General features: G+C 67.3%; 20 protein-coding genes. 9 read left to right on the top strand and 11 right to left on the bottom strand.

Going from position 1 to position 24,545, the window contains the following annotated elements; genetic code table 11:
- Nucleotides 1–285 (bottom strand): preprotein translocase subunit YajC, encoded by a 285-nt coding sequence (gene yajC / locus QO034_RS13465; RefSeq protein WP_284486065.1) that lies wholly within the window; start codon nt 283–285, stop codon nt 1–3.
- Nucleotides 286–528: 243 nt separating this feature from the next.
- Here yajC and QO034_RS13460 point away from each other — a divergent pair, with 243 nt between their 5' ends.
- From QO034_RS13460 to QO034_RS13450, 3 genes are all read left to right on the top strand, one after another.
- Nucleotides 529–1,863: a pentapeptide repeat-containing protein gene (locus QO034_RS13460; protein ID WP_284486064.1), complete on the top strand. Its 1,335-nt coding sequence runs from the start codon at nt 529–531 to the stop codon at nt 1,861–1,863.
- Nucleotides 1,864–2,121: 258 nt separating this feature from the next.
- Nucleotides 2,122–3,414 (top strand): serine--tRNA ligase, encoded by a 1,293-nt coding sequence (gene serS, locus QO034_RS13455; RefSeq protein ID WP_284486063.1) that lies wholly within the window; start codon nt 2,122–2,124, stop codon nt 3,412–3,414.
- Nucleotides 3,411–4,124 carry a hypothetical protein gene (locus QO034_RS13450; RefSeq protein ID WP_284486062.1) on the top strand — a complete coding sequence of 238 codons (714 nt, stop codon included), beginning with the start codon at nt 3,411–3,413 and terminating at the stop codon, nt 4,122–4,124. Before serS ends, QO034_RS13450 begins: the two co-directional genes overlap by 4 nt.
- On the opposite strand, the gene QO034_RS13445 is transcribed toward QO034_RS13450, so the two are convergent.
- The 4 genes from QO034_RS13445 to QO034_RS13430 form a co-directional block, all read right to left on the bottom strand.
- The gene (locus QO034_RS13445; protein WP_284486061.1) at nt 4,121–5,107 is read right to left on the bottom strand and encodes a fatty acid desaturase; all 987 of its coding nucleotides are present in this window, start codon (nt 5,105–5,107) and stop codon (nt 4,121–4,123) included. The two genes, QO034_RS13450 and QO034_RS13445, sit on opposite strands and share 4 nt — an antisense overlap.
- Before the next feature lie 156 nt (nt 5,108–5,263).
- Nucleotides 5,264–6,742: a ribosome biogenesis GTPase Der gene (gene der / locus QO034_RS13440; protein ID WP_284486060.1), complete on the bottom strand. Its 1,479-nt coding sequence runs from the start codon at nt 6,740–6,742 to the stop codon at nt 5,264–5,266.
- Between the two features lie 48 nt (nt 6,743–6,790).
- On the bottom strand, nt 6,791–8,128 hold the full coding sequence (locus QO034_RS13435) for a PQQ-like beta-propeller repeat protein (protein ID WP_284486059.1): 1,338 nt from the start codon (nt 8,126–8,128) through the stop codon (nt 6,791–6,793).
- A gap of 52 nt (nt 8,129–8,180) precedes the next feature.
- Complete coding sequence (locus QO034_RS13430) at nt 8,181–8,852, bottom strand: tetratricopeptide repeat protein (RefSeq protein WP_284486058.1); 672 nt, start codon at nt 8,850–8,852, stop codon at nt 8,181–8,183.
- Nucleotides 8,853–9,124: 272 nt separating this feature from the next.
- Here QO034_RS13430 and QO034_RS13425 point away from each other — a divergent pair, with 272 nt between their 5' ends.
- A complete protein-coding gene (locus QO034_RS13425) occupies nt 9,125–10,363 on the top strand; it encodes an efflux RND transporter periplasmic adaptor subunit (protein ID WP_284486057.1) in 1,239 nt (412 codons plus the stop codon).
- Nucleotides 10,360–14,184, top strand: coding sequence for an efflux RND transporter permease subunit (locus QO034_RS13420; RefSeq protein WP_284486056.1), 3,825 nt, complete (start codon nt 10,360–10,362; stop codon nt 14,182–14,184). Before QO034_RS13425 ends, QO034_RS13420 begins: the two co-directional genes overlap by 4 nt.
- A 19-nt stretch (nt 14,185–14,203) precedes the next feature.
- Here the strand turns inward: QO034_RS13420 and QO034_RS13415 are convergent, their stop codons facing one another.
- On the bottom strand, nt 14,204–16,012 hold the full coding sequence (locus QO034_RS13415) for an ABCB family ABC transporter ATP-binding protein/permease (RefSeq protein ID WP_284486055.1): 1,809 nt from the start codon (nt 16,010–16,012) through the stop codon (nt 14,204–14,206).
- Between the two features lie 64 nt (nt 16,013–16,076).
- Nucleotides 16,077–17,606: a LysM peptidoglycan-binding domain-containing protein gene (locus tag QO034_RS13410; RefSeq protein ID WP_284486054.1), complete on the bottom strand. Its 1,530-nt coding sequence runs from the start codon at nt 17,604–17,606 to the stop codon at nt 16,077–16,079.
- 125 nt (nt 17,607–17,731) lie between these two features.
- Between QO034_RS13410 and QO034_RS13405 the strand changes: the two genes are divergently transcribed.
- Nucleotides 17,732–18,283, top strand: a complete 552-nt coding sequence (locus tag QO034_RS13405) for an LOG family protein (RefSeq protein WP_284486053.1) — start codon at nt 17,732–17,734, stop codon at nt 18,281–18,283.
- On the opposite strand, the gene rarD is transcribed toward QO034_RS13405, so the two are convergent.
- The 4 genes from rarD to QO034_RS13385 form a co-directional block, all read right to left on the bottom strand.
- Nucleotides 18,190–19,140: an EamA family transporter RarD gene (gene rarD, locus QO034_RS13400; RefSeq protein WP_284486052.1), complete on the bottom strand. Its 951-nt coding sequence runs from the start codon at nt 19,138–19,140 to the stop codon at nt 18,190–18,192. The two genes, QO034_RS13405 and rarD, sit on opposite strands and share 94 nt — an antisense overlap.
- A 292-nt stretch (nt 19,141–19,432) precedes the next feature.
- Nucleotides 19,433–19,921: a 30S ribosomal protein S9 gene (gene rpsI / locus QO034_RS13395; RefSeq protein ID WP_284486051.1), complete on the bottom strand. Its 489-nt coding sequence runs from the start codon at nt 19,919–19,921 to the stop codon at nt 19,433–19,435.
- 6 nt (nt 19,922–19,927) lie between these two features.
- Nucleotides 19,928–20,386 (bottom strand): 50S ribosomal protein L13, encoded by a 459-nt coding sequence (gene rplM, locus QO034_RS13390; RefSeq protein WP_284486050.1) that lies wholly within the window; start codon nt 20,384–20,386, stop codon nt 19,928–19,930.
- Nucleotides 20,387–20,750: 364 nt separating this feature from the next.
- Complete coding sequence (locus tag QO034_RS13385; RefSeq protein ID WP_284486049.1) at nt 20,751–21,173, bottom strand: PaaI family thioesterase; 423 nt, start codon at nt 21,171–21,173, stop codon at nt 20,751–20,753.
- Between the two features lie 56 nt (nt 21,174–21,229).
- Between QO034_RS13385 and QO034_RS13380 the strand changes: the two genes are divergently transcribed.
- From QO034_RS13380 to gluQRS, 3 genes are all read left to right on the top strand, one after another.
- Nucleotides 21,230–22,015, top strand: coding sequence for an enoyl-CoA hydratase (locus QO034_RS13380; RefSeq protein ID WP_284486048.1), 786 nt, complete (start codon nt 21,230–21,232; stop codon nt 22,013–22,015).
- A gap of 133 nt (nt 22,016–22,148) precedes the next feature.
- A complete protein-coding gene (gene trmFO, locus QO034_RS13375) occupies nt 22,149–23,504 on the top strand; it encodes a methylenetetrahydrofolate--tRNA-(uracil(54)-C(5))-methyltransferase (FADH(2)-oxidizing) TrmFO (protein ID WP_284486047.1) in 1,356 nt (451 codons plus the stop codon).
- A gap of 57 nt (nt 23,505–23,561) precedes the next feature.
- The gene (gene gluQRS, locus QO034_RS13370) at nt 23,562–24,428 is read left to right on the top strand and encodes a tRNA glutamyl-Q(34) synthetase GluQRS (protein WP_284486046.1); all 867 of its coding nucleotides are present in this window, start codon (nt 23,562–23,564) and stop codon (nt 24,426–24,428) included.
- Nucleotides 24,429–24,545 lie beyond the last annotated feature (117 nt).

Raw genomic sequence — 24,545 nt, 5'->3', positions numbered from 1 at the left:
TCAGTTTGCTGGTTCGGTCTTGCTCGTCACCGTCGCGATGGTCGATTTCACCACCCGCACCTTGACGTTCTCGGCCAGTTCGACCTCGATCTCGTTGTCGTCCTTGACCTTGACGACCTTGCCGATCAACCCGCCCTGGGTGACCACCTGGTCGCCGCGGCGCAGGGCGGAGACCATCGCCTGGTGCTGCTTGAGCTTTTTCTGCTGCGGCCGGATCAGCAGGAAATACATGATCGCGAAGATCAGAACGAGCGGGAGAAACTGGGCGAAAGCGCCACCATCCATGAGATGTTCCTTTTGGTTGACTGGCGGACCCCTGCCCGCGATTTTGGCGGAACCTATGCGCAGAGCGGGGCGTTTGCAAGGCGGCGCGGGCAGCAAAACCGCGTGTGCCGGGCGTGCATATGCCGTGCATACCGCGTGCATACGCGCTTGCAGACCCGACAGGCGGTTCCGGACCCGGAAGCAGGTCTTGGCAGAGGCGTGAATGGGCGTCATGGTGTGAAGGAACAGCAGCGACGGGGTCACATGTTCGGGAATGTCAGAGAAGCGCTCTCGGACCCGGCTGCGATCCCGGCGATCCTGCTGGTTCTGCTCGTGATCGCGATCTACTGGACGATCAGCGGCGTCGCGTCGGACAAGCGCGCCAAGGGGCCACGTTTCTCGGAGAACAAGCCGCTGAACGCGTTGGGGTGGTTCGGACTCCTCTCCCTGCCTTTTGGCGTGATCGTTTTCCTGGCAGTGCTTTGGGAACTGCTGGCGCTGGCCTGGAGCTATCCGAGTCTCGAAACCGCCAAAGAGAACGCTTCAGACATCCGCTGGCACGGATCGATCATGCTGGCGATGCTGGCGGCACTGGGCGCGCTGTTCACCCTGCTCTTTGCCTATATTCGCGTGTTCACCACGGAACGGCAGACCAAAGCCGCCGAAAGACAGGCAACGGCAACCGAAGAGGCCCTGTTTAATGACAAGATCAATTCCGCCGCCGACGACCTGCATGCGCGGCGCGAGATCCGACGCAAGAAGAAGATGGACGACGCCGAAGAACTGGGATTCATCGAGGACGACATCGTCCGCCGGGTCACGGCCATCGACCGGCTGGAGGCGCTGGCGCAGGAACGTCCGGAGGAAGCCCCGCGAATCGCCCGCCTGCTCTGCGTCTACCTGCGGCAATTGTCCAAGGGCATCGGACCGGACCACGAGGAACACCCGCGCGCCGACATGGAGGCGGCAGCGCAGGCCATCGGGCGGATGAAGAAGATCGAGGGTGTGGACCCGGACACGGTGGAGATCGATCTGCGAATGGCGAATCTGGCGGGGTTCGATCTGCGCGACCTGGTATTCGACGATGCCACGCTGCAGGACGCCGAAATGATCGGGGCCGACCTGCGCGGCGCGTCTTTCCGGCGCGCCAACCTTCAGGTCTGCAAGCTGGTTAAGGCGCAATTGAATCACGCGGACATGACCGACGCCAAGCTGGGCTATGCAAACCTGAAACGGGCCCGGCTGGCCAATGCGCGGATGCAGCGCGCCATCCTGTCGAGCGTGGACCTGCGCGAGGTCGATCTCGCGGAAACCGGCCTTCAGGGCGCCCTGCTGTCGTCCATCGACCTGGACAACGGCACCGGCCTGCAATCGGCACGGCTGCGCGGCAGCGCCATGTGGATGTTCGACCTGACGCGGGCGAAGCATCTGACATCCCTGTCGCTGGACGAGGTGTTCGGCGACGCGTCCGTGACGCTCTTTGGGTCGCCGCCTGCGCATTGGGAACGGGGAAACCTGCACTGGGACCATTTCGCGATCATGTGGCGCGCCTGGCAGGAGGAGATCGGCTTCGATCCCGACGATCCCGCGACGTGGTGAGGGCCGCGCCCGAGCCTGGGAGGGCGTATTTGTCCGGGTCGTTCGGAGTGATGCGCTCCCAAGCTGCCTTGTCGTTCTTGCTTTGCGTGACATCGCCAAAGCGCCCTCGCGGGGGGAAGGCCGGGCGCAGCCGGGCGGGGCATCCGGGCTGATGCCGCGCGTCGATAGCCGGTCCTGAGGTGGGCAATCCCACCTACCCTTGCACTTGCACATGAGGCATAAGGCGCCGAGACGACTCGCATATCAAGGACCAGACCCATGCATGACATTCGCGCCATTCGTGACAACCCGGAGGCTTTCGACGCCGCTCTCGCGCGGCGGGGCGAGGCTCCGATGGCGGCGGCGGTGCTCGATCTGGATTCGGCGCGCCGGGAACGGATCGCCGCCAGCGAGGCGGCGCAGGCCGAGCAGAACAAGGCCAGCAAGGAGGTCGGCGCGGCCAAGGCCAGGGGCGAGGAGGCGGAATTCGAACGCCTGCGCGCGCTGGTCGCGGAGAAGAAGGCCGAGGTCGCGGCACTGGCCGCAGAGGCCAAGGATCTGGACGCGAAGCTCACCGACATGCTGGCCCGCATCGCCAACGCCCCGGCGGATGACGTGCCCGACGGGGCGGACGAGACCGGGAATGTCGAGGTCAACCGCTGGGGCGCGCCGCGAGCGTTCGGTTTCACGCCCAGGGAGCATTTCGAGATCGCGGGCGTGGCGGCGTCGATGGATTTCGAGATGGGGGCCAAGATTTCCGGCAGCCGGTTCGTGGTGCTGACCGGCGCGGTGGCGCGCATCCACCGGGCGCTGGCGCAGTTCATGCTGGACACGCATATCGCCGAGAACGGGCTCACCGAGGTCAACCCGCCGGTGCTGGTGCGCGACGAGGCGATGTATGGCACCGACAAGCTGCCGAAATTCGGAGACGACAGTTACCAGACCACCAACGACTGGTGGCTGGTGCCGACATCCGAAGTGCCGCTGACCTATTCGGTGGCGGGCGAGATACTGGAAGCGGACGCGCTGCCGATCCGGATGACCGCGCATACGCTGTGTTTCAGGAGCGAGGCCGGGAGTGCGGGCAAGGACACGGCAGGGATGCTGCGCCAGCACCAGTTCGAGAAGGTCGAGATGGTCAGCATCACCCGCCCGGAGGAGAGCGACGCCGAACAGAAACGGATGCTGCGCTGTGCCGAGGACCTGCTGGAGCGTCTGGGCCTGCCCTATCGCACGGTGGTGCTCTGCACCGGCGACATGGGGTTCGGGGCGCGGCGCACCTATGACATCGAGGCCTGGCTGCCGGGGCAGGATGCCTATCGCGAGATTTCTTCGGTCAGCACGACGGGCGATTTCCAGGCGCGGCGGATGAACGCGCGGTTCCGGCCCGAGCCGGGGGCCAAGCCCGAATTCGTGCACACGCTGAACGGGTCGGGCCTCGCCGTGGGGCGCTGCCTGATCGCGGTGCTGGAGAACGGCCAGCAGGCGGACGGGTCGGTCACGCTGCCCGAGGTTCTCGCGCCCTGGCTCGGCGGCAAGCTGACCCTGACCGCGGACGGCGCATTGGCATGACGGGTCATCCCACGCCGTTCATGGCGGCGCTGGTGCTGCTGGCGGCGGCGGCCTTTGCCGCATCGCCGCTGCTGGTTCCGGGGTTCGGCGGGTTCGAGCCGGATCAGTTCCCGGTGCCGCAGGTGGACGCGCCGGTGCAGCCTGCGGGCTATGCCTTTGCGATCTGGGGGGTGATCTATGGCTGGCTGCTGATCGGCGCGGGGTTCGGGTTTTTCGCCCGCGCCCGCGCGGTGGACTGGCAGCCGATGCGCGCGCCGCTGGCGCTGTCCCTTGGCGCTGGCGCGGCCTGGCTGCCGGTGGCGCTGATCAGCCCGCTGGGCGCGACGGTGCTGATCTGGGTCATGCTGGTGTCGGCCCTGATGGCGTTGCGGGCCGCACCCGTGCTCGACCGCTGGCTGGGGCGGGCGCCGGTGGCGCTTTATGCCGGCTGGCTGACGGCGGCCAGCGCGGTATCTGTCGGACTGGTGCTGGCCGGATGGGGCGTGACCGGACAGATCGCGGCGGCGGCGATCGCGCTCTTGATCGCGGCGGCCATCGGGCTGTTCGTGCTGCGCCGGGTGCCGGACGTTCCGGAATACGCTGCGGCGCTGGTCTGGGCGCTGGCCGCGGTGGTCGTGGCCAACCTGACGCAGTCGCTGACCGTGCTGGTGCTGGCCGGCGCGGCCGCCGCGCTGATCTCGGCGGTGGCGCTGGCGAAGCTGGTCCGCTAGCCGGTGGCCCCGGCGCTGCGGCGGGCGGCGTCGGGTCCGGGAAACGGCACCAGCCGTCCGGCGTCTTCGTCCCAGAGCTTGAGGTTCAGCGCCGCCACCGCTTCGGGGAACCTGATCCGGCGCGGCGCGAATTCTTCCGGCAGGCTGTAGTGGCAGGCGCGCAGCCGGTAGGACGGGATGCGCGAATTCAGGTGGTGGATGTCGTGCAGCGTGATGCAGGCCACCGCGTGATCGAACCAGGCCCCGAAATCGAGACAGGACGAACCCTGAATCGCCGCGATCTGCGGATCGAGATCGGGCCGGCGGTCCCAGTAGGTGTCCTCGAAATTGTGTTGCAGGTAGACGAGGAAGACCCCGAGCATCCCGCCCATCATCGAAGCGGCGAAATAGATGCCGAGGCCGTGCCAGCCCGACAGCGCGAAGATCGCCCCGACCCAGGCCAGCACCGCGAGATTGTGCAGGACCACGCCTTTCCAGCCGAATCGCAGCGTGTTCTTGGGCCAGCGGTAGCGGATGAAATAGGTGAAGAAGGCCCCCAGCGGCACGAGCACGAAGGGATTGCGGTAGAGCCGGTATTGCAGGCGGGTCCAGAACCCGGCCTTGTTCCATTCGCGCAGGGTCATGGTGTGGATCTCGCCGGTCTCGCGGTGGTCGAGATTGCCGACCCCGGCGTGGTGCAGGTTGTGATTCTGCTTCATCACCTCGAAGGGCGCGAAGGTGAAGGGCGACAGCGCATGGCCCGCCAGTTCGTTCTGGGCGCGGGTTTCGAACAGCGAATGGTGGCCGGTGTCGTGCTGGAGCACGTAGAGCCGCACGGCGGAAAACGCGTGCACGGCCATGGCGGGCAGCACCAGCCAGGGCTGCGCGGCCGCGATCGCCAGCCAGAGCGACCCGAAATAGACCGCGAAGGTCCCGAAGAAGCTCAGCGCCGCGATGCGGTTGTCCTTCGCGATGAATTGACGGGTGTGTTCGCGAATATCCATGATGGCCCCTGCTGGATACCTGTTGAACGAAACGCCAGGGTTTCACCCGGCAGTTTCACAGGTCCGGCTGTCCAGCGCAATCCTTGCCGCGGCAAGAGCGGCAATTGGACCGCCGCCGGCGGATTTCGGCGCAGCGCCGGGCGGTCCGGAGGCCGGTCAGGTCCTGCGCCGCCCTTCGCTGTGCTTGCGCAGTTTGGACGGGCCGGCCTTCTTGCGGCCCTTGTAGGGGTTGGCCGCGTTCTGGCTGCGCAGGTGCAGCCGGATCGGCGTGCCGGGCATGTCAAAGTCGGCGCGCAACCCGTTGACAAGATAGCGTGAATAGCTGGCCGGCATCTTGTCGGGATGGCTGCACATCACCACGAATCCCGGCGGCCGGGTCTTGGCCTGGGTCATGTAGCGCAGCTTGATCCGCTTGCCCTGCGGCGCCGGGGGCGGATGCTGTTCCAGCATCCCGGTCAGCCAGCGGTTCAGCGCCGCGGTCGGCACCCGGCGGTTCCAGACCTCGTAGGCACGCATCACCGCCGTGTGCAGCCGGTCCAGCCCCCGACCGGTCTTCGCGCTGACCGTGACCAACGGCGCGCCGCGCAGCTGCGGCAGCAGCCGTTCGAAGCTTTCGCGCAGCTCGCGCAGCTTTTCCTGCTTGTGTTCTTCGATGTCCCACTTGTTGACCGCGACCACCACCGCGCGGCCTTCGCGTTCCGCCAGGTCGGCGATGCGCAGGTCCTGCTGTTCGAAGGGGATCGCCGCGTCCAGCAGCACCACCACGACCTCGGCGAACTTGACCGCGCGCAGCCCGTCGCTGACCGAGAGTTTTTCCAGCTTTTCCTGCACCTTGGCCTTGCGGCGCATGCCGGCGGTGTCGAAGATCCGCATCGGCACCGCGACGCCGTCCGGCCCGGCCCAGTCCGTGGTCAGCGAGATCGCGTCGCGGGTGATCCCGGCCTCGGGGCCGGTCAGCAGCCGGTCCTCGCCGAGGATCTTGTTGATCAGGGTGGATTTCCCGGCATTCGGACGCCCGACGACCGCGACCTGAAGCGGCTTGGCGCGGGTCGGCACCGGGGGCGCGTCGGACAGGTCTTCGCCGTCCTCGTCGAGATCGACATCGGTTTCCGGCGTGTCGGAGTCGGCCTGCGCCTCGAAGGCGTCGGAAAGCGGCATCAGCTGGGCATAGAGATCGTTCAGCCCTTCGTTATGTTCGGCGGACATGCGGATCGGCTCGCCCAGGCCGAGCGCATAGGCTTCGATCACGCCGGCGTCGGCGGCCGCGCCTTCGGCCTTGTTCGCGGCGAGGATCACATGGGCGCTGCGCTTGCGCAGGATGTCGGCAAAGACCTGGTCGGTCGGGGTGACGCCGGTGCGGGCGTCGATCATGAACAGGCAGATGTCGGCCATGTCCACGGCGCGTTCGGTCAGGCGGCGCATCCGGCCCTGAAGGCTGTCGTCGGTCGCTTCCTCAAGCCCCGCGGTGTCGATCACCGTGAACCGCAGGTCGCCGAGACGGGCCGCGCCTTCGCGCAGGTCGCGGGTCACGCCCGGCGTATCGTCGACCAGCGCCAGGCGCTTGCCGACAAGGCGGTTGAACAGGGTGGATTTGCCGACGTTGGGACGGCCCACGATGGCGAGGGTGAAGGACATGCGGTCTGCTTTCGATCTGTCAGATGCGCCCCTTAGCGCATTCGCGGGTCAACGGAAAGCGTGCAGTTCCCCGTTGCCGCCCATGACATAGAGCGTCCGCCCGGCGACGACCGGCCCGCTGCTGGCGCCGCCCGGCACATCCACGCTGCCGACGAGCGCGCCGTTCTCGGGCGCGAAGAAGCGCAGCTTGCCGTCGCTGGAGGCGACGACGATGCGGCCGCCCGCCAGGACCGGACCGTAATTGGCATAGACCTTGCCGCGTTTGCGCGGCTTGTCCCGCACGAAATTCGGCAGGTCCACCGCCCAGATCACGCTGCCGTCGCGGGTGTCGATCCGCACCAGTTCGTTCCGGTCGGTGACCGAGAAGATGCTGTCTCCGGCGGGCCAGACAGGACCCAGCGCGCCTTCGTGGGCGGTCCAGATCCGGTCGCCGCTTTCGCCGTCCAGCGCCACGATGCGCCCGGAATGGTTGCCGACGTAGATCCGGTCGCCCACCGCCATCGGCGCGCCGGTGATGTCGCCGATCCGCGAGATCGCGCGGCCCACGCGCTGCCCGGCGACCGTGGCGGACCAGCGCCGCAGCCCGCCGCGCCGGAAGGCGGCGATGAGATCGCCGGAGCCGAAGGCAAAGACCACGAGGTCGCCCGAGAGGACCGGCGACGGCGCGCCCAGGACGTTGGCGATGCTCTGGTTGGCTTCGATCTGCCAGGCGACGCGGCCGGTGTCGGTGCGGACCGCCCAGCCGATGTTGTCCCCCGCCACCAGGTAGATCAGGCCGTCGCGCACCATTGGCGCGCCGCTGCCGGTGGAATCCAGTTTCTGGGTCCAGCGCAGGCCGCCGGTGCGCGCATCCAGCGCCGACAACCGGCCGAAGCCGCTGGAGACGTAGAGCGTGCCGTTGTCATAGGCCATGCCGCCGCCGGTGGCCTGGCCTTCCGAATCGGTGTCCGGCGTCAGGTCGGTGCTCCAGACGACTCCGCCGCCCGGCGCCACTCCGGACACGCGGGCGCCGCTGTCGAGCGTATAGATCAGCCCGCCCGCCACCACCGGATCGGCGGTGATCCTCTGCCTGCGGCTGTCGCCCGATCCGATCGGCGTGGACCAGATCCGCGCCGGCAGGACGCGCAGGGCCGGATGGGCGGTGCGGTGGGCCTGGGTTCCCGGCGGCTGCGCCCAGGCGCTGTTGGCGGTCTGGGCCGGCAAACGGATGGCGCGGCTGCTGTTGGTGACGGTCGCCGCGGTGGCCGGCGCGTCCTCCGCCGCCGGGCGGATGTTCTCGCGCACTCCGGGCAGGATGGCTTCCTGTTCGGCGCAGGCCGTCAGGGTCAGAACCGCGCCCATCACAAGCGACAACCCGGTGCGGGTGGAATGAAACGCAGTCCTCATGGATCAGTGCCTGTCTTTCTGTTCGGTCCGTTTGCCCATGTCCAGGCGCCGCTCAGCCTTGCGACCGCTGGAGGGTCTGCGGCGTTCCGCCGAGGGCGACAATCACCTGAGACACGCGCTGTTGCAAGTCCGAGCTGGTTTCGGCGTCCGAAAGGATCGCCTGAAGCTTGTCGAGCGCCGCCCCGGTGTCGCCTTCGGCGATGTCGATCAGCGCCAGCTGTTCCTGCGCCAGCAGGCGCAGGGGCGCGCCGGGCTGCGCCAGCGCCGTGAATTGCAGGCGGCGGTCCGCGACCGGCAGGGTGTCGCCTTGCAGGGTCAGCGCCTTGAACGCCGCGATCTGGCGGTAGATTTCCGGCAGTTCCCCGTCGCTGGCGATGCCGTTCAGGGCGGCGACCGCGTCCGGAATCTGTCCGCTGTCGGCACTGGTGGCGGCGATCAGGAAATTGACGATGGCCGCGCCGCCGGGATGATCGACCTCGATACCGGTGAGCGCCACGGCGCGCGCCGCGGAATCGTCGGCGGCCAGCGCGGCGACGATGCCGTCCCCCAAGTTTTCGGCGGCGGCCCGTTGCTGCGCCTTGCTGTATTCGTTCCAGGCCGCGCCGCCGACGACCAGGACGATGAGCAGGACCGCGATCCAGGCGTAGCGCCGGAAGAGCTGGAACAGGCGGTCCCGGCGCACCTCTTCCGTCACCTCGTCGATAAAACTGTCGGTATCGCTCATCGCTGCCACTCTCCGCTCTGACCTGCCCTGGATCCGCACCGCCGGACCCTGCCCTGACCCCATTGGAATCCGGACCGATTTTCCCCTCATAACCCGACTGTCCGGGCAAGCCAAGGGCGCGGGTCGCGCCAATGCGGCCCGGCTTGCGCTGCACTGCAAAAAAATTTAATCTGAACTGGTTAGTTTAGTGTAGAGAAGGCAGGCGGGAACGCGACCGGGCGGCCCGCCGGCTGGCCGGATGGTCCGGCGACACGGTTCTTGAAAGGCGCGACATGCGAATTATTCCCATCATCACCGCGATTCTGGTGACGCTCGGGCTTTACCTGATCGTGTTCGAACGCGAGGCGCTGTTTGCCTTTGCCCTGGGCGAAGCGGCGTCCCAGGAGACCGGAACCGCGCCGGACAATCCCGGCGCCGGGCTGGCGGAAACCGCCGAACGGGCGGTCGGGGTGGTGGTTCTGCGCAGCACCGCGCAACAGATCGACAGTGCGGTGATCCTGCGCGGGCAGACCGCGGCGCTGCGGCAGGTCGAGGTGCGGGCCGAAACCTCGGCCACGGTGATTTCGGAACCGCTGCGCAAGGGCGCTTTCGTGAACGCCGGCGACCTGCTGTGCAAGCTCGATCCCGGCACCCGCGAGGCGGCGCTGGCGGAGGCCCGCGCCCGCCTGAGCGAAGCCAGGAGCCGGGTGCCCGAAACCGAGGCGCGGCTGGCCGAGGCCCGCGCCCGGCTGGCGGAGGCGCAGATCAACGACAACGCCGCGCAGAAACTGTCCGAGGGCGGATTCGCCTCGGACACCCGGCTGGCGTCGACCCAGGCCGCCGTCCGCTCCGCCGAGGCCGGGATCGCCGCCGCCGAGTCGGGGCTGGAAACCACGCGGTCGGGAATCGAGAGCGCCGCCGCGGCGGTCGCCGCCGCGGAACGCGAGATCGAGCGGCTGAGCATCCACGCGCCGTTCGAAGGTCTGCTGGAATCGGACGCCGCGGAACTGGGCAGCCTGATGCAGCCCGGCAGCCTCTGCGCGACGATCATCCAGCTCGACCCGATCAAGCTGGTCGGCTACGTGCCGGAAACCGAGGTCAACCGGGTCCGCGTCGGCGCGCCCGCCGGGGCGGAACTGGCCGATGGGCAGAAAGTGCGGGGCGAGGTCGTGTTCATCAGCCGGTCGGCCGATCCGGCGACCCGGACCTTCGCGGTCGAGATCAGCGTTCCCAACCCGGACCTGTCGATCCGCGACGGGCAGACCGCGTCGATCCTGATCGCGGCGGACGGGGCGATGGCGCACAAACTGCCGCAATCGGCCCTGACCCTGAACAACGACGGGCAACTGGGCGTGCGGATCGTGGGCGACGGCGACATCGTCGATTTCCGCCCGGTCCGGCTGCTGCGCGACAACGTGGACGGGGTCTGGGTCAGCGGGCTCGACGAACGGGTGGATGTCATCGTGACCGGGCAGGATTTCGTCACCAAGGGCGTCGTCGTGCGTCCGACCTATCGCGAGGCGGCGCAATGACCGGGATCGTCACCTGGGCCTCTGAACGGGCCCGCATGGTGCTGGCGTTCATCGCGCTGTCGCTGATCATCGGCGGTTTCGCCTATGTGAGCCTGCCCAAGGAAGGCGAGCCGGACATCGAGATCCCGGCGCTGTTCGTGTCGGTGCAGTTTCCCGGCATTTCGGCGGAGGACAGCGAAAGCCTGCTGATCAAGCCGATGGAGACCGAACTCGCCGATCTGGACGGGCTGAAGACCATGTCCAGCACCGCGGCGGAAAACTACGCCGGGGTGGCGCTGGAATTCGATTTCGGCTGGGACAAGACCGCGATCATGGCCGACGTGCGCGACGCGATGAACAAGGCGCAGGCCGATTTCCCCGAAGGGGCCGAACAGTATTCGATCAACGAGATCAACTTTTCCGAATTTCCCATCGTCATCGTCAACCTGACCGGCGACGTGCCGGAACGCACGATGGCCAGGATCGCCAAGAATCTCCAGGACGACCTGGAATCGCTGGATGCGGTGCTGGAGGCGGGAATCGCCGGCAACCGCGAGGAGATGCTGGAGGTCGTGATCGACCCGCTGCGGCTGGAAGCCTACAACATCACCGCGCTGGAACTGATCAACGTGGTGCGGAACAACAACCAGCTGATCGCGGCGGGCGAAGTGGAAACCGAACAGGGCACGTTCAGCGTCAAGATCCCGTCCAGTTTCGACGAGCCGCGCGACGTCTACAACCTGCCGGTCAAGACCAATGGCGACCGGGTGGTGACGCTGGGCGAACTGGCGGAGATCAATTTCACCTTCGAGGACCGCAAGGGCACGGCGCGGTTCAACGGCGAGAACACGGTGGCGCTGCAGGTGGTCAAGCGCAAGGGGTACAACCTGATCGACACGGTGGCGCTGGTCAAGGAGACGCTGGCCGCGAACAAGGCGAAATGGCCCGAGGAATTGCAGGCTGCCGTCACGGTCGGCACCTCCAACGACCAGAGCCGGGTCGTGGGGTCGATGGTGAGCCAGCTCGAAGGGTCGGTCCTGACCGCGGTGGCGCTGGTGATGATCGTGGTGTTGAGCGCGCTCGGCAGCCGGGCGGCGCTGCTGGTCGGCTTCGCGATCCCGACCTCGTTCCTCTTGTGTTTCATGTTCCTGGCGATCATGGGCGTCACGATTTCCAATATCGTGATGTTCGGGCTGATCCTGGCGGTGGGGATGCTGGTGGACGGCGCCATCGTGGTGGTGGAATACGCCGACAAGCGGATCAGCGAGGGCGTCGGGCCGATGCACGCCTATGTGGAGGCGGCGCAGCGGATGTTCTGGCCCATCGTCAGTTCCACCGCGACCACGCTCTGCGCCTTTCTGCCGATGCTGTTCTGGCCCGGCGTGCCGGGTGAATTCATGGGGATGCTGCCGGTCACGCTGATCTTCGTCCTGTCCGCCAGCCTGGTCGTGGCGCTGGTCTACCTGCCGGTCATGGGCGGCGTCACCGGCCGGATGAGCCGGATCTTCGGCCGGCTGTCGGACGGGCTGCGCGCCCGTCTGCCCTGGGCCGCGCGCGCGCTGCTGGTGCCGGTCGCGCTCTACGGCATGTTCCTGGGCGCGATGCAGGTTCTGAACCCGGCCTATCTCCTGCCCGGCGGGGTGCCGGCAACCGCCGGATCGCTGTTCGGCGCGGCGCTGTTCCTGTTCGCCGCCTTCGCCTCTTCGGTCACATTGGGCGCCGCCAGCATCCGGCGTCCGCCGCGCGCGGTGCGGTCGGGACACCGGCACACGCCGTTCGGCCATTTCATCAAGTTCATCGCCGGCAACCCGGTCATGCCGGTGGTGGCCATCGCCACCATCTTTGCCGGGGTGTTCTATGTCGCCGCGGTGCTGTTCCCGGCCAATTCCCGCGGGGTGGAATTCTTCGTCGAGAGCGAACCGGAGCAGGCCACCGTCTATGTCCGCGCCCGCGGCAATATCTCGCTGGCGGAATCCGATGCGATGGTGCGCCAGGCCGAGGAAATCGTCCGCGCCCATCCCGCCGTCATCAACGTGTTCTCCTTCGCCGGCGATGGCGGACTGAACACCGATGCCAGCGGTGCGCAGGTGCCGCCGGACACGGTGGGCCAGGTGCAGTTCGAGATCATTCCCTGGGAAAACCGCCCCACCGTCACCAGGACATGGTTCGGCGGGCGGCTGGAACACCAGGAAAGCGCCCCGGCCTATGACGGGGATTTCGTCATCGACCAGTTGACGGCGGAACTGGAAAAGCTGCCCGGCTTCGAAGCCGAGATCTTGCCGCTGGGGCGCGGGCCGGCCTCGGGCAAGCCGGTCCACCTGCGGCTGAAGGGCGATGACTGGGATGCCCTGAATGCCGCCACGGCCCTGGCGCGGTCGCATTTCGAAGCCCTGCCCGGTCTGATCAAGATCGAGGACAGCCTGCCCCTGCCCGGCATCGACTGGCAGATCGACGTGGACGTGGAAAAGGCCGGGCGCTACGGCGCGGATGTGGCCACGGTCGGCGGCATGGTGCAGCTGGTGACGCGCGGCATCCTGCTGGACACAATGCGGGTGGACAGCAGCGACGAGGAGATCGAGATTCGCGTGCGCCTGCCGCAGGAAGACCGGGTGCTGAGCACGCTGGATTCGATGAAGGTGCGCACCTCGGACGGTCTGATCCCGCTCAGCAATTTCGTGACCCGCCAGCCGGTCAAGAAACTGGCCAAGATCAGCCGGGTCGACCAGCGGCGTTTTTACGACGTCAAGGCGGATGTCGGCGCGGCGCTGTTCCGGGTGGTGCGGCCCGATGCCGAAACCGGCACCGACCGGACGCTGGGCATGGTGCGCAGGCTGGCGGAGGACGCCCAGAGCGGCGCGGCCACGGCGCGGAACGCCAAGGGCGAACTGTTCGAGATGACCCATCTGGAAGACGGCGTTTCGCTGGAGGATCTGCGCGGCGCGGTGCAGTCCGGCGACGCCCGGCTGACGCCGGTCAATGCCAACGAGCGGATCGCGGCGATCACCGAATGGCTGAACACGGAACCCCTGCCCGCCGGCATCGCCTGGGAATGGACCGGCGACCAGGAGGACCAGGCGGAATCCGGCGCGTTCCTGCAGAAGGCCTTTCTCGGCGCGCTCGGGCTGATGTTCATCATCCTGCTGGCGCAGTTCAACAGCTTTTACAACGCGGTTCTCGTGCTGCTGGCGGTGGTGCTGTCCACCACAGGGGTGCTGATCGGAATGCTGGTGATGAACCAGCCGTTCTCGATCATCATGACCGGCACCGGGATCGTGGCGCTGGCCGGGATCGTGGTGAACAACAACATCGTGCTGATCGACACCTACCAGGAATATTCCCGCTACATGCCGCGGATCGAGGCCATCGTGCGCACGGCGGAGGCGCGGATCCGCCCGGTGCTGCTGACCACGATCACCACCATGGCCGGGCTGGCGCCGATGATGTTCGGCCTGTCGCTGGATTTCATCGGCGGCGGTTATTCCATCGACAGCCCGACCTCGCTGTGGTGGAAACAGCTCGCCACCGCGGTGGTCTTCGGGCTGGGCATCGCGACGGTGCTGACGCTGATCGTGACCCCGTCCTTCCTGGCGCTGCGGGTCTGGTTCGCCACCTACGCCGCCTGGGTCGGCCACCTGATCGTGCGCGTGACCGGCGGCAGCCAGAGCCGGACGGCGCGCGACATGCGGCTTGAAAAGGCCGCGCGGCGCGTGATGATCGACGAGATCGTCTGGGACGATGCGCCGCCGGGCGATGCGCCCGCCGCCGGGACCGCACCCGAAGACCCCGAACCGCGCCCCGCCGAGGGCAAGCCGGACAGGACGCCCCTGAAGGCCGCCGAATAGCCGAACGCGTCGTGCCGACCTAGGCGGCGTCCCGGTCGGATTGCTGGCGGTTCCAGAGATTGGCGTAGCGCCCGCCGCGGGCCAGCAACTGGTCGTGGGTGCCGCGTTCGACGATCTCGCCCTCGTGCAGCACCACGATCTGATCCGCGTCCGCTATGGTGGACAGCCGGTGCGCGATGGTGATCACGGTGCGGCCTTCGCCCGCCCGCGCCAGCGCCCCCTGGATTTCGCGTTCGGTGTCGCTGTCCAGCGCGCTGGTGGCTTCGTCCAGCAGCAGGATCGGCGGATCCTTCAGCAGCGTGCGGGCGATGCCGACGCGCTGTTTTTCGCCGCCAGACAGTTTCAGCCCGCGTTCGCCCACCGTGGTGTCGTAGCCGTCCGGCAATCCGGCGATGAAGTCGTGGATCTGGGCGTCGCGGGCGGCCTGTTCGATCTCCTCCTGGGTCGCGCCGTCGCGCCCGTAGGCGATGTTGTAGCGGATCGTGTCGTTGAACAGCACCGTGTCCTGCGGCACCACGCCGATGGCCGCGTGCAGACTGTCCTGCGACACCGCGCGCAGATCCTGCCCGTCGATCAGCAGCGCCCCGCCGGTCACGTCGTAGAAGCGGAACAGCAGCCGCCCGATGGTTGATTTGCCCGACCCGGTCGCGCCGACGATGGCGACGGACCGGCCCGCCGGCACCGTCAGATCGACGCCCTTCAGGATGTCGCGGTTGGGGTCATAGCCGAAATGCACGTTGTCGAGCCGGATCTCGCCGCCGGACACCCGAAGATCGGGCGCATCCGGGCGGTCGGTGACTTCGGCGGGCTGTTCCAGAAGGTCGAACATTTCGCCCATGTCCACCAGCGCCTGACGGATCTCGCGATAGACGGTGCCAAGGAAGTTCAGCGGCACGGTGATCTGGATCATGTAGGCGTTGACCATGACGAAATCGCCGACCGTCAGCGTCCCGGACTGCACCCCGAGGGCGGCCAGCACCATGACGCCGATCAGCCCGGCGGTGATGAACAGGGACTGGCCGAAATTCAGGAAGGCCAGCGAATAGGCGGTTTTCAGCGCCGCCCGCTCATAGCCCTGCATCGCCCGGTCATAGCGGGCCGCCTCGCGTGCTTCGGCCCCGAAATACTTGACGGTTTCGTAGTTCAGCAGGCTGTCGATCGCCTTCTGGTTGGCATCCGTGTCCTGGTCGTTCATTTCCCGGCGCAGCTGCACGCGCCATTCGGTGACGGCGAAGGTGAACCAGACGTAGAAGGCGATGGTGACGGAGACGATGACCAGATACCAGATATCGAACAGCACCGTCAGGATGATCCCAACCAGCGCCAGTTCCAGGATCAGCGGGCCGACGGAAAACAGCAGGAAGCGCAGCAGGAAATCGACGCCCTTGACGCCGCGTTCGATGATCCGGGACAGGCCGCCGGTCTTGCGGGTGATGTGGTAACGCAGGGACAGGCGGTGGATATGGGCAAAGGTTTCCAGCGCCAGCCGGCGCAGGGCCCGCTGCCCGACCGGGGCAAAGACCGCATCGCGCAGCTGCTGGAATCCGACCGTCATAAGCCGGGCCATGCCATAGGCCACGGTGAGCCCGACGGCACCGAGCGCCAGCGTCGGAACGCCTTCCTTGGCGAGGCTGTCGACTGCTTCCTTGTAGAGGATCGGCGTGCCGACGGCGATCAGCTTGGCCAGCACCAGCATCGCGAGGGCCAGGACCACGCGGCGTTTCACCCAGGGCTGATCGTCGGGCCAGAGGTAGGGTGAGACGCGGCGGATGGTGCGCCATCCGGAGCGTCGCTGGTCGTCGGCGATGGGGGTGTCGGTCACGGACATGGGGGCCTTTCCTGTCAGAGCCTTCACTTAGGCGCTGCCCGGCGGATTGACCAGAGGGGGCGGATCATTCGGGGATGGAGAACACCTGCCCCGGATAGATCAGGTCGGGGTTGCGGATGCTGTCGCGGTTGGCTTCGAACACGCGCACGTAGAGAATCCCGTCGCCATAGCGTTCGCGCGAGATCGCCCAGAGCGTGTCGCCCGCCTGCACCGTGACCGCGCGGATCAGCGGAGCGGATTCCGGATCGGCCCCTGCCGGGGATTGCAGGGCGTCGGGCGACGCGCGCTGGAACGGCGTTTCCAGGCGGTTCAGAACCTTGCCACCCGCGCCGAGTTCGTCCAGCCGCAGGGTGTAGACGCCGGGCGCCACGTCCTTCAGCGCGCCGCGCCAGCGGCCGCCGTCATCCGGGGCCAGATCGGCGACCGCCGCGTTGTCGAGATAGACCCGCACCAGCGCCCCGTCACGCGCCCGCCCGCGCAAGAGGACGTCGCCTTCGCTGGAATAGCTGATCGTGTCCAGTTCAAGCCCGACCGCTTTCAGCGGGTCGTCGGGAACGGCCGGTTGCAGCAATTCCACCCCGTCGGCTCCGGAGCGCAGCACTGCCACCCCTGCCGCGGCCGGGGTCGGCGCGGGGGCGGGTTCCGGCATTTCGGGCGCAGGTCCTTCGCCGGGGGCCGGCATCGCGGTTTCCGGTTCGGGAACCCGCGCCGGCGGAGGGGCTGGCAGGCCGGCGTCCGGCGCGAGCCCCGCGGCCCCGTCATCGTTGGCCGCCGGTTGCGCGATCGCGGAGGGCGCGGGGACGCCGGAAGCCGGGGCCGCCTCCGGGTTGGACGGGGTCGGGTCCGCCACCTTCGCTTCGACCGGCGGGGCGGGATCCGGCGCAACGCTGGCGGTCCGCACCGGGGCGGGCCGCTGCGGGTCTGCACCGGCTGTATCCGCCGCAGGCTTGGCGGGGGGGCCGGGAACGGATTCCGCTGCAGGTTCCGCCAGCGCGACCGGCACCGGTTCCGCATCGGTTTCAGGGACGGTATCGGCGGAGGTATCCGCGACGATTTCGGTTTTGGCGGCGGCTCCGGACGGGGCGAGGATGATCCGGTCGTCGGATTCCAGCGCGACTCCGTCCGTTTCGGACAGCAGGCTGAGAACGCGGGGGGTCGCCGCCAAGGGCAGGTTCAGCAGGCTGACGAAGGCCCCGTCCGCCCCGGCCCGGACGGCGGCGAGTTCCGCGTTGTCCAGAAGGATGACCACCTTGCTGCCGGGGGTCGCGGTTCCGGCGATCACCGTGTTGCCGTCCGGATCGACCCGCACCACATCGACCCTGGGCGACGGCCGTTCCGGCGCCGCGTCATCCCTTGCCGCCGTCTCGTCCGGTTCGGCGGCGGGAGCGGACGCTGCCGGCTCCGGCGCGGCGGCCACGGCCTCGTCGCTTGCGCCATGGTCCGCGGGCAGAGGCGGGCCGGCGCGGTCCGGGACCGGCGGATCGGTCGCGAGGGTCCAGACATAGAGCCCGATCGCCACGACGACGACACCGGCCGCAAGGCCGAGCGCCCATCCCAGCGCGCCTGAACCCGTGCCGCTATCTCTTGACCCCATGTGCATCCCCCAGTCGCCGCGCCGGGCCGCGACGCCGTTCCGCCCTGTTGAGCCGGTGCCGCAATCGGTCTATCACAGCGCGACCATTCGCCCTTCCCGGCCAAGTTTAACAGAAAGCCCTGCCCATGACCGTAAAATCCGTCTGTGTGTATTGCGGATCCCGCAACGGCGCAATGCCTGCCTATGCCGAGGACGCGCGGGCGCTGGGGTGGGAAATCGCCCGCCAGGACTGGCGGCTGGTCTATGGCGCGGGCGATATCGGATTGATGGGCGAGGTCGCCCGCGCGGCGCAGGGGGCGGATGGCGAGACCTTCGGCGTCATCCCCCGCCATCTCGTCGACCGGGAAGTGGGCAAGACCGACCTGACACGCTATGTCATCACCGAGACGATGCACGAGCGCAAGAAGGTCATGATCATGAACGCGGACGCGGTGGTGATCCTGCCCGGCGGCGCCGGATCGCTGGACGAATTTTTCGAGGCCCTGACCTGGCGGCAGCTGGCGCTGCACGACAAGCCCGTCATCGTGCTGAACACGCGCGGCTACTGGAACCCGCTGCGGGCGCTGATCGACCATATTGTCGATCAGGGTTTCGCGGATGCCTCGCTCGCCGGTTTCGTCACATGGGTCGATACGCCGACCGCCGCCATGGATGCCCTGCGCGACGCCCTGTCCTGACGCAGCGCGGCCAGCGAATAGATCGCCAGCGCCGCCCAGATCAGCGGAAAGGCGATCCGGTGCGCCGGGGTGAAGAGTTCTCCGAACAGCACCACCGCGCAGAGGAACTGCAGGGTCGGATTGATGTATTGCAGCAGCCCCACGGTCGCCATCGAAATCCGCCGCGCCGCCGTGCTGAACAGGATCAGCGGCAGCGCGGTGACCGGCCCGGAGGCCAGCAGCAGAAGCGTGTCGCGCCAGGACTGGCCGAAGGCGCCCTGCCCCTGCGCCTGGATCCAGACCAGGGCGCCGACGGACAGCGGCGCGATCACCAGCACCTCGCAGGTCACGGAGACCATCGGCCCGATGGGCAGCAGTTTCTTGATCACGCCGTAAAGCCCGAAGGTCAAAGCCAGCGTCAGCGATATCCAGGGCACGACCCCCGGTCCGGCGGTCAGCACCGCGACCGCCAGCGCCGCCAGGGTCACGGCGATCCATTGCGCCGCGCCGAGCCGTTCCGCGAACAGGAAACGCCCGAGCAGCACCGCGACGAGCGGATAGATGTAATAGCCGAGGCTGGTTTCGGTGTTGCGGTCGATCTGCGTGGCGTAGATGAACAGGAACCAGTTCACCGACACCATCAGCGCCGCCAGCGCAATCAGTCCGATGCGCCGCCACCCGCTCAGCGCGCGGCCCAGTTCCGGCAACCGGCCCTGAAGGGCGAGCAGACCGGCGAAGAACACCAGCGACCAGAAGGTGCGGTGGGCGAGAACCTCGACCGGGGGAACATGCGCCAGAAGCTTGTAGTAGATCGGAGACACGCCCCAGATCACCGCCGCGCCGATCATCGCGAGCACACCCTTTTGGGTCTCAGTCATCCAACGCCGCCCCCTGTTGCCGCTCACCCGTCGCACGGGGGCAACCGGGGGGTCAAGAACAAGCGCCGCGTTTTCCGGGCCGTGCGGCGCGGACGGTCGCGCCCAGCGAGGACCGGGCATGCCTGCCGGAACAACGATGTCATCGCACAAGGGATCGTGTCCGCGCAGGCCGGCTGGAACAGACGGACGGAGTCCGGTCCGCTTCCCTGATGCGTGTCCGGCAGATGAAGACCCCGGACAACGAAAAAGGGGCCGCGCAACACGCAGCCCCTTTGGAAAAAATGCCAGGCGATCAGCGCTTGGAGAACTGGAAGCTCTTGCGGGCCTTGGCCTTGCCGTATTTCTTGCGTTCCACCACGCGGCTGTCGCGGGTCAGGAAGCCGGCCGCCTTCAGCGCGCCGCGCAGCGACGGATCGTAAAGCTGAAGCGCCTTGGACACGCCGTGCTTCACCGCGCCGGCCTGACCGGACAGACCGCCGCCCTTGACCGTCGCGACCACGTCGAACTGCCCGTCGGTGTTGGTGATGCCGAAGGGCTGCGCCAGGATCATCTGGAGCACGGGGCGCGCGAAATATTCGTTCTGCGGCTTGCCGTTGATCGTGACCTTGCCGGAGCCCGGCTTGATCCAGACGCGGGCGACCGCGTCCTTGCGCTTGCCGGTGGCATAGGCCCGGCCCAGTTCGTCGCGAACGGGTTCGCGGGGCGCGAGCTCCGCCTCGGCGGCGGCGGCGACGCCGGCGACCTGGTTCAGGTCTTCGAGTGTGTTGATTTGTTCAGCCATGACTCATCAGCTCCGGGTGTTTTTCTTGTTCATGGATTTGACATCCAGAACTTCGGGGCTTTGCGCCTCGTGGGGGTGTTCGGTGCCGGCATAGATCCGCAGGTTGGTCATCTGCTGGCGGCTCAGCCGGTTGCCGGGCAGCATCCGCTTCACGGCCTGCATGACGACGCGCTCGGGATGCGCGCCTTCGAGGATCTGCTGCTTGGTGCGGCTCTTGATCCCGCCGGGGTGGCCGGTGTGCCAGTAGAAGTGCTCGTCGCGCTTCTTGCCGGTCATCTGCACCTTTTCGGCATTGATGACGATGACATTGTCACCCATGTCCATATGCGGGGTGAAGGACGCCTTGTGCTTGCCGCGTAGGCGCATGGCTACGATCGACGCGAGACGGCCAAGAACGACGCCTTCGGCGTCGATCAGGATCCATTTCTTGTCGATATCTGCTGGAGTGGCAGAAAAGGTTTTCATGGCAGGGGTTTCCTGTTTGACGTGAAAAGCGGGCGCAACACGCACCCGCCCGAATTCGATGGACGGGGTTTAAGGGTCGTCCGCGCGCCAGTCAAGAGGAGCCGTAGGCTCTTTTTTATTTATTTACAGCATATTACAAAATAGGTATTTATTTACCCCAAATTCCGCGCCAGGAAATCTGCGCTTCCGGCGGCGCGCCGGGCCATGTCGGAGAGGTCCACAACCCGTGGAAACGGCCATGTCCGATCAAACCGGGAAAACCGCGCTACATATGGGATGGTCTGGCTTGCAACCATCCGAAGGCGCGCGCCGCCTTGTCCAAGACGGCCCGGGCCTGCCCTCGGACCGTCGCCTGCGTGATCTCTCAACGCCTGGGCGGGATCGAATAGGTCAAGGTGGCGCGGGCCACCGGCTTCTCCTCTCCTTCGGAGTAGACCAGCACATCGGTAACCGTCAGGGCCCGGCCCAGCTTCAGCAGCTTGGCCTGCGCGATCAGGTCCGCGCCGGCAGCGGGTTTGCGCATGAAGTCCATCGAGATGTTCGTGGTCACCGCCAGCGCCTCGCGCCCGATCGGCGCCATCGTCGCGACATAGGCCGCGACATCGGCCAGCGCAAACATGGACGGGCCGGAAACCGTGCCGCCCGGACGCAGATGCCGATCTCCGATCAGCATCCGCATGGTCACGGTTTCTCCGTCCAGATGTTCAACCCGGAAATCACTTCTGATCTGTGGAAACACCTCTTCGAGATAGTCCATCATTTCGGTCGCGGTAAACTTGGCCTGCATGCTTTTCTCCGGTGCTTCCAGCGCGTAACCTTGCGCCAAAGCTGAGCGAGGGCAAGATGGCAATACTGGAACGTAACGACACGGGCGCGGTCGCGCATCTGACGATGGCCGCGCCGGAGCGGCTGAACGCGCTGTCGGACGAGATGATCGCGGCGCTGCAGGCGGAATTCGACCGCCTGAAGGAACAGCCCGACGTCCGCGCCGTGGTGCTGTCCGGCGCCGGCAAGGCGTTCTGCGCCGGTCACGATCTCAAGCAGATGACCGCCGGGCGGCAGGCCGAGGACGGGGGACGCGCCTATTTCGCCGACCTGTTCGACCGCTGCGCGCAGATGATGATGAGCATCCGCGCCCTGCCGCAGCCGGTGATCGCGCAGGTGCATGGCATCGCCACCGCGGCGGGCTGCCAGATGGTCGCCTCCTGCGATCTGGCCGTGGCGGCGGAAGGCACGCGGTTCGGCGTCAATGGGGTCAATATCGGCCTGTTCTGTTCCACCCCGATGGTGGCCCTGTCGCGCAACATCCCACGCAAGCAGGCGTTCGAGATGCTGACCACCGGCGCCTTCATCGACGCGGAACGGGCGCGGTCGCTCGGGCTGGTCAATCGCGTGGTGCCCGCCGCCGATCTGGAACGGGAAACCGCCGACTTGGCCGCCACCCTGGCGTCGAAACTGGGCAAGGCGGTGCGGATCGGCAAGCAGGCGTTCTACGAACAGATCGAAATGCCGCTGGAACAGGCCTATGCCTATACCGGCGACGTGATGGTGCAGAACATGATGGTGCGCGAGACCGAGGAAGGCATCGCCGCCTTCATCGAGAAACGCCCGCCCGACTGGTCGCAGTAGCGCCGCGCACCCGGACGGGAGTCCGGTCCCGGCGGGATCGGCGGGTCCCTTCGCAGGACAGCCGCAACGGCGATTCCCCCGGTCCGCGCCGCAAATCGTTGCGCAATCCGCCCGCCTGCCCTACATGCCGGGTATGAGCGACATTCTTCATATCGTGGGCGGCGGCATGGCCGGGTCCGAAGCCGCATGGCAGGCGGCGAACCTCGGCGTGGACGTGGTCATCCACGAGATGCGCCCCAAGGTCGAGACCTTTGCCCACAAGACCGGCAATCTGGCCGAGATGGTCTGTTCCAACTCGTTCCGGTCGGACGATTCCGAACAGAACGCGGTGGGTCTGCTGCATTGGGAAATGCGGGCTGCGAACGGGCTGATCATGGCGGCCGCCGACAGGCACCGCCTGCCGGCGGGCGGCGCGCTGGCAGTGGACCGCGACCCCTTCGCGGAAACGGTAACGGCGCAGCTTCTGGCGCATCCGCGCATTTCCGTATCGCAGGAGGAAATCACCGCCCTGCCCGACAACGGCCACTGGATCATCGCCACCGGGCCGCTGACCTCTGCGGAGCTGGGCGCGGCGATCGCAGCCGAAACCGGGGCCGAGGCGCTGGCCTTTTTCGACGCCATCGCGCCGATCGTCTATTTCGACAGCATCGACATGTCGCGCGCCTGGATGCAGTCGCGCTATGACAAGGGCGAGACCGAGGAAGAGCGCACCGCCTACCTGAACTGCCCGATGGACCGCGACCAATACGAAGCCTTCATCGACGCGCTTCTGGCCGCGGACAAGACCGAATTCCACGAAGGCGAGACCGCGGGCTATTTCGACGGCTGCCTGCCGATCGAGGTGATGGCGGAACGCGGCCGCGAAACCCTGCGCCACGGACCGATGAAACCGGTCGGGCTGACCAACCCGCACCAGCCGGACGTGAAGGCCCACGCGGTGGTGCAACTGCGCCGGGACAACGCGCTGGGAACGCTCTATAATATCGTCGGCTTCCAGACCAAGATGAAATACGGCGCCCAGACCGAGGTTCTGCGGATGATTCCGGGCCTGGAAAACGCCAGCTTCGCGCGTCTGGGCGGCATTCACCGCAACACCTTCCTGAACGCCCCGAGCCTGCTGGACGCTCGGATGCGGCTCAAATCCCGGCCCAATATCCGGTTCGCCGGGCAGATCACCGGCGTCGAAGGCTATGTCGAAAGCGCCGCGATGGGGCTTCTGGCCGGGCGCATGGCCGCCGGTGACATTCTCGGCCGTCCGCTCGCGCCGCCGCCGGAAACCACCGCCACGGGTGCCTTGATCACGCATATCAGCGGCGGTGCGGACGCAAAGACCTTTCAGCCGATGAACGTCAATTTCGGACTGTTTCCGCCGGTGCACGGGCTGAAGGGCGGACGGCGTGGCCGCAAGGACCGCTACAAGGCCTATACCGACCGCGCCAAGGCCGACTGGCAGGGCTGGCTCGGACGGACGTCGCAGAACGCGGCCTGACCGTTCCGGCCCGTCCGGACCTTACTTGAACTTCAACGCCTACCTGTCTGACAAAACGTGACATTCATCACCCGTTTCGCGCCATCCCCGACCGGCCCCCTGCATCTCGGCCATGCCTATTCGGCGATGCTTGGCCATGACATGGCCACCCGCCGGGGCGGCCTGTTCCTGCTGCGCATCGAGGATATCGATCTGAGCCGCGCGCGCCCGGACTGGGAGGCGGGCATCTTCGACGACCTGTCCTGGCTCGGGCTGTCCTGGCCCAGGCCGGTGATGCGCCAGTCCGACCGGTTCGCGGTCTATGACGCCGCGCTGGATGCGTTGTGGGCACGCGGGCTGGTCTATCCCTGCACCTGCTCGCGGCGCGACATCGAGGCCGCCGCATCGGCCCCGCAGGAAGGCGCGCCGCTCCTGGGTCCGGACGGGGTGATCTATCCGGGCACCTGCCGCCCGGCCACGCCGGTCCCGTCCGGGCCGCGTCCGCGCAACGTCGCCCTGCGGCTGAACATGGTGCGCGCGGTGCAGGACACGGCCCTGCCCTTTGCTTTCGCGGAAACCGGGCACGGTCCCGAGGGCGAAACCGGAACGATCACGGCCGATGGGCAAAGCCTGATCGACGGCGTCGGCGACATCGTTCTGGCGCGGCGCGATATGGGCACATCCTACCACCTCTCCGTGGTGCTGGACGACGCGGACCAGGGCATCACCCACGTGGTGCGCGGGCAGGACCTGTTCGGCGCCACGATGATCCACGTGGTCCTTCAGCGTCTTCTGGGCATCGACACGCCGGTCTATCACCACCACCGCCTGATCCGGGACGAGACCGGCAAGCGGCTGGCGAAACGCGACGACGCGCGGGCGATCCGGACATATCGCGCCGAGGGCGCCAGCCCCGCGGATATCCGCCGGATGGTCGGACCCTAGGCGGCGTCTGCATTTAAGGGATTCCCAAATCGCCTCCGGTTTGATTCGAGATCGAAAACGGGAGGCGATCTTGGGCCGGCGGACATTGACGGACAGGCAGTGGGCGATCATCGCGCC

The sequence above is a fragment of the Sedimentitalea xiamensis genome, from assembly GCF_030164465.1.
Classification (GTDB): Bacteria; Pseudomonadota; Alphaproteobacteria; order Rhodobacterales; family Rhodobacteraceae; genus Sedimentitalea; species Sedimentitalea xiamensis.
The sequence above is the reverse complement of the archived record's forward strand: the minus strand, read 5'-3'. Positions and strand labels throughout refer to the sequence as shown.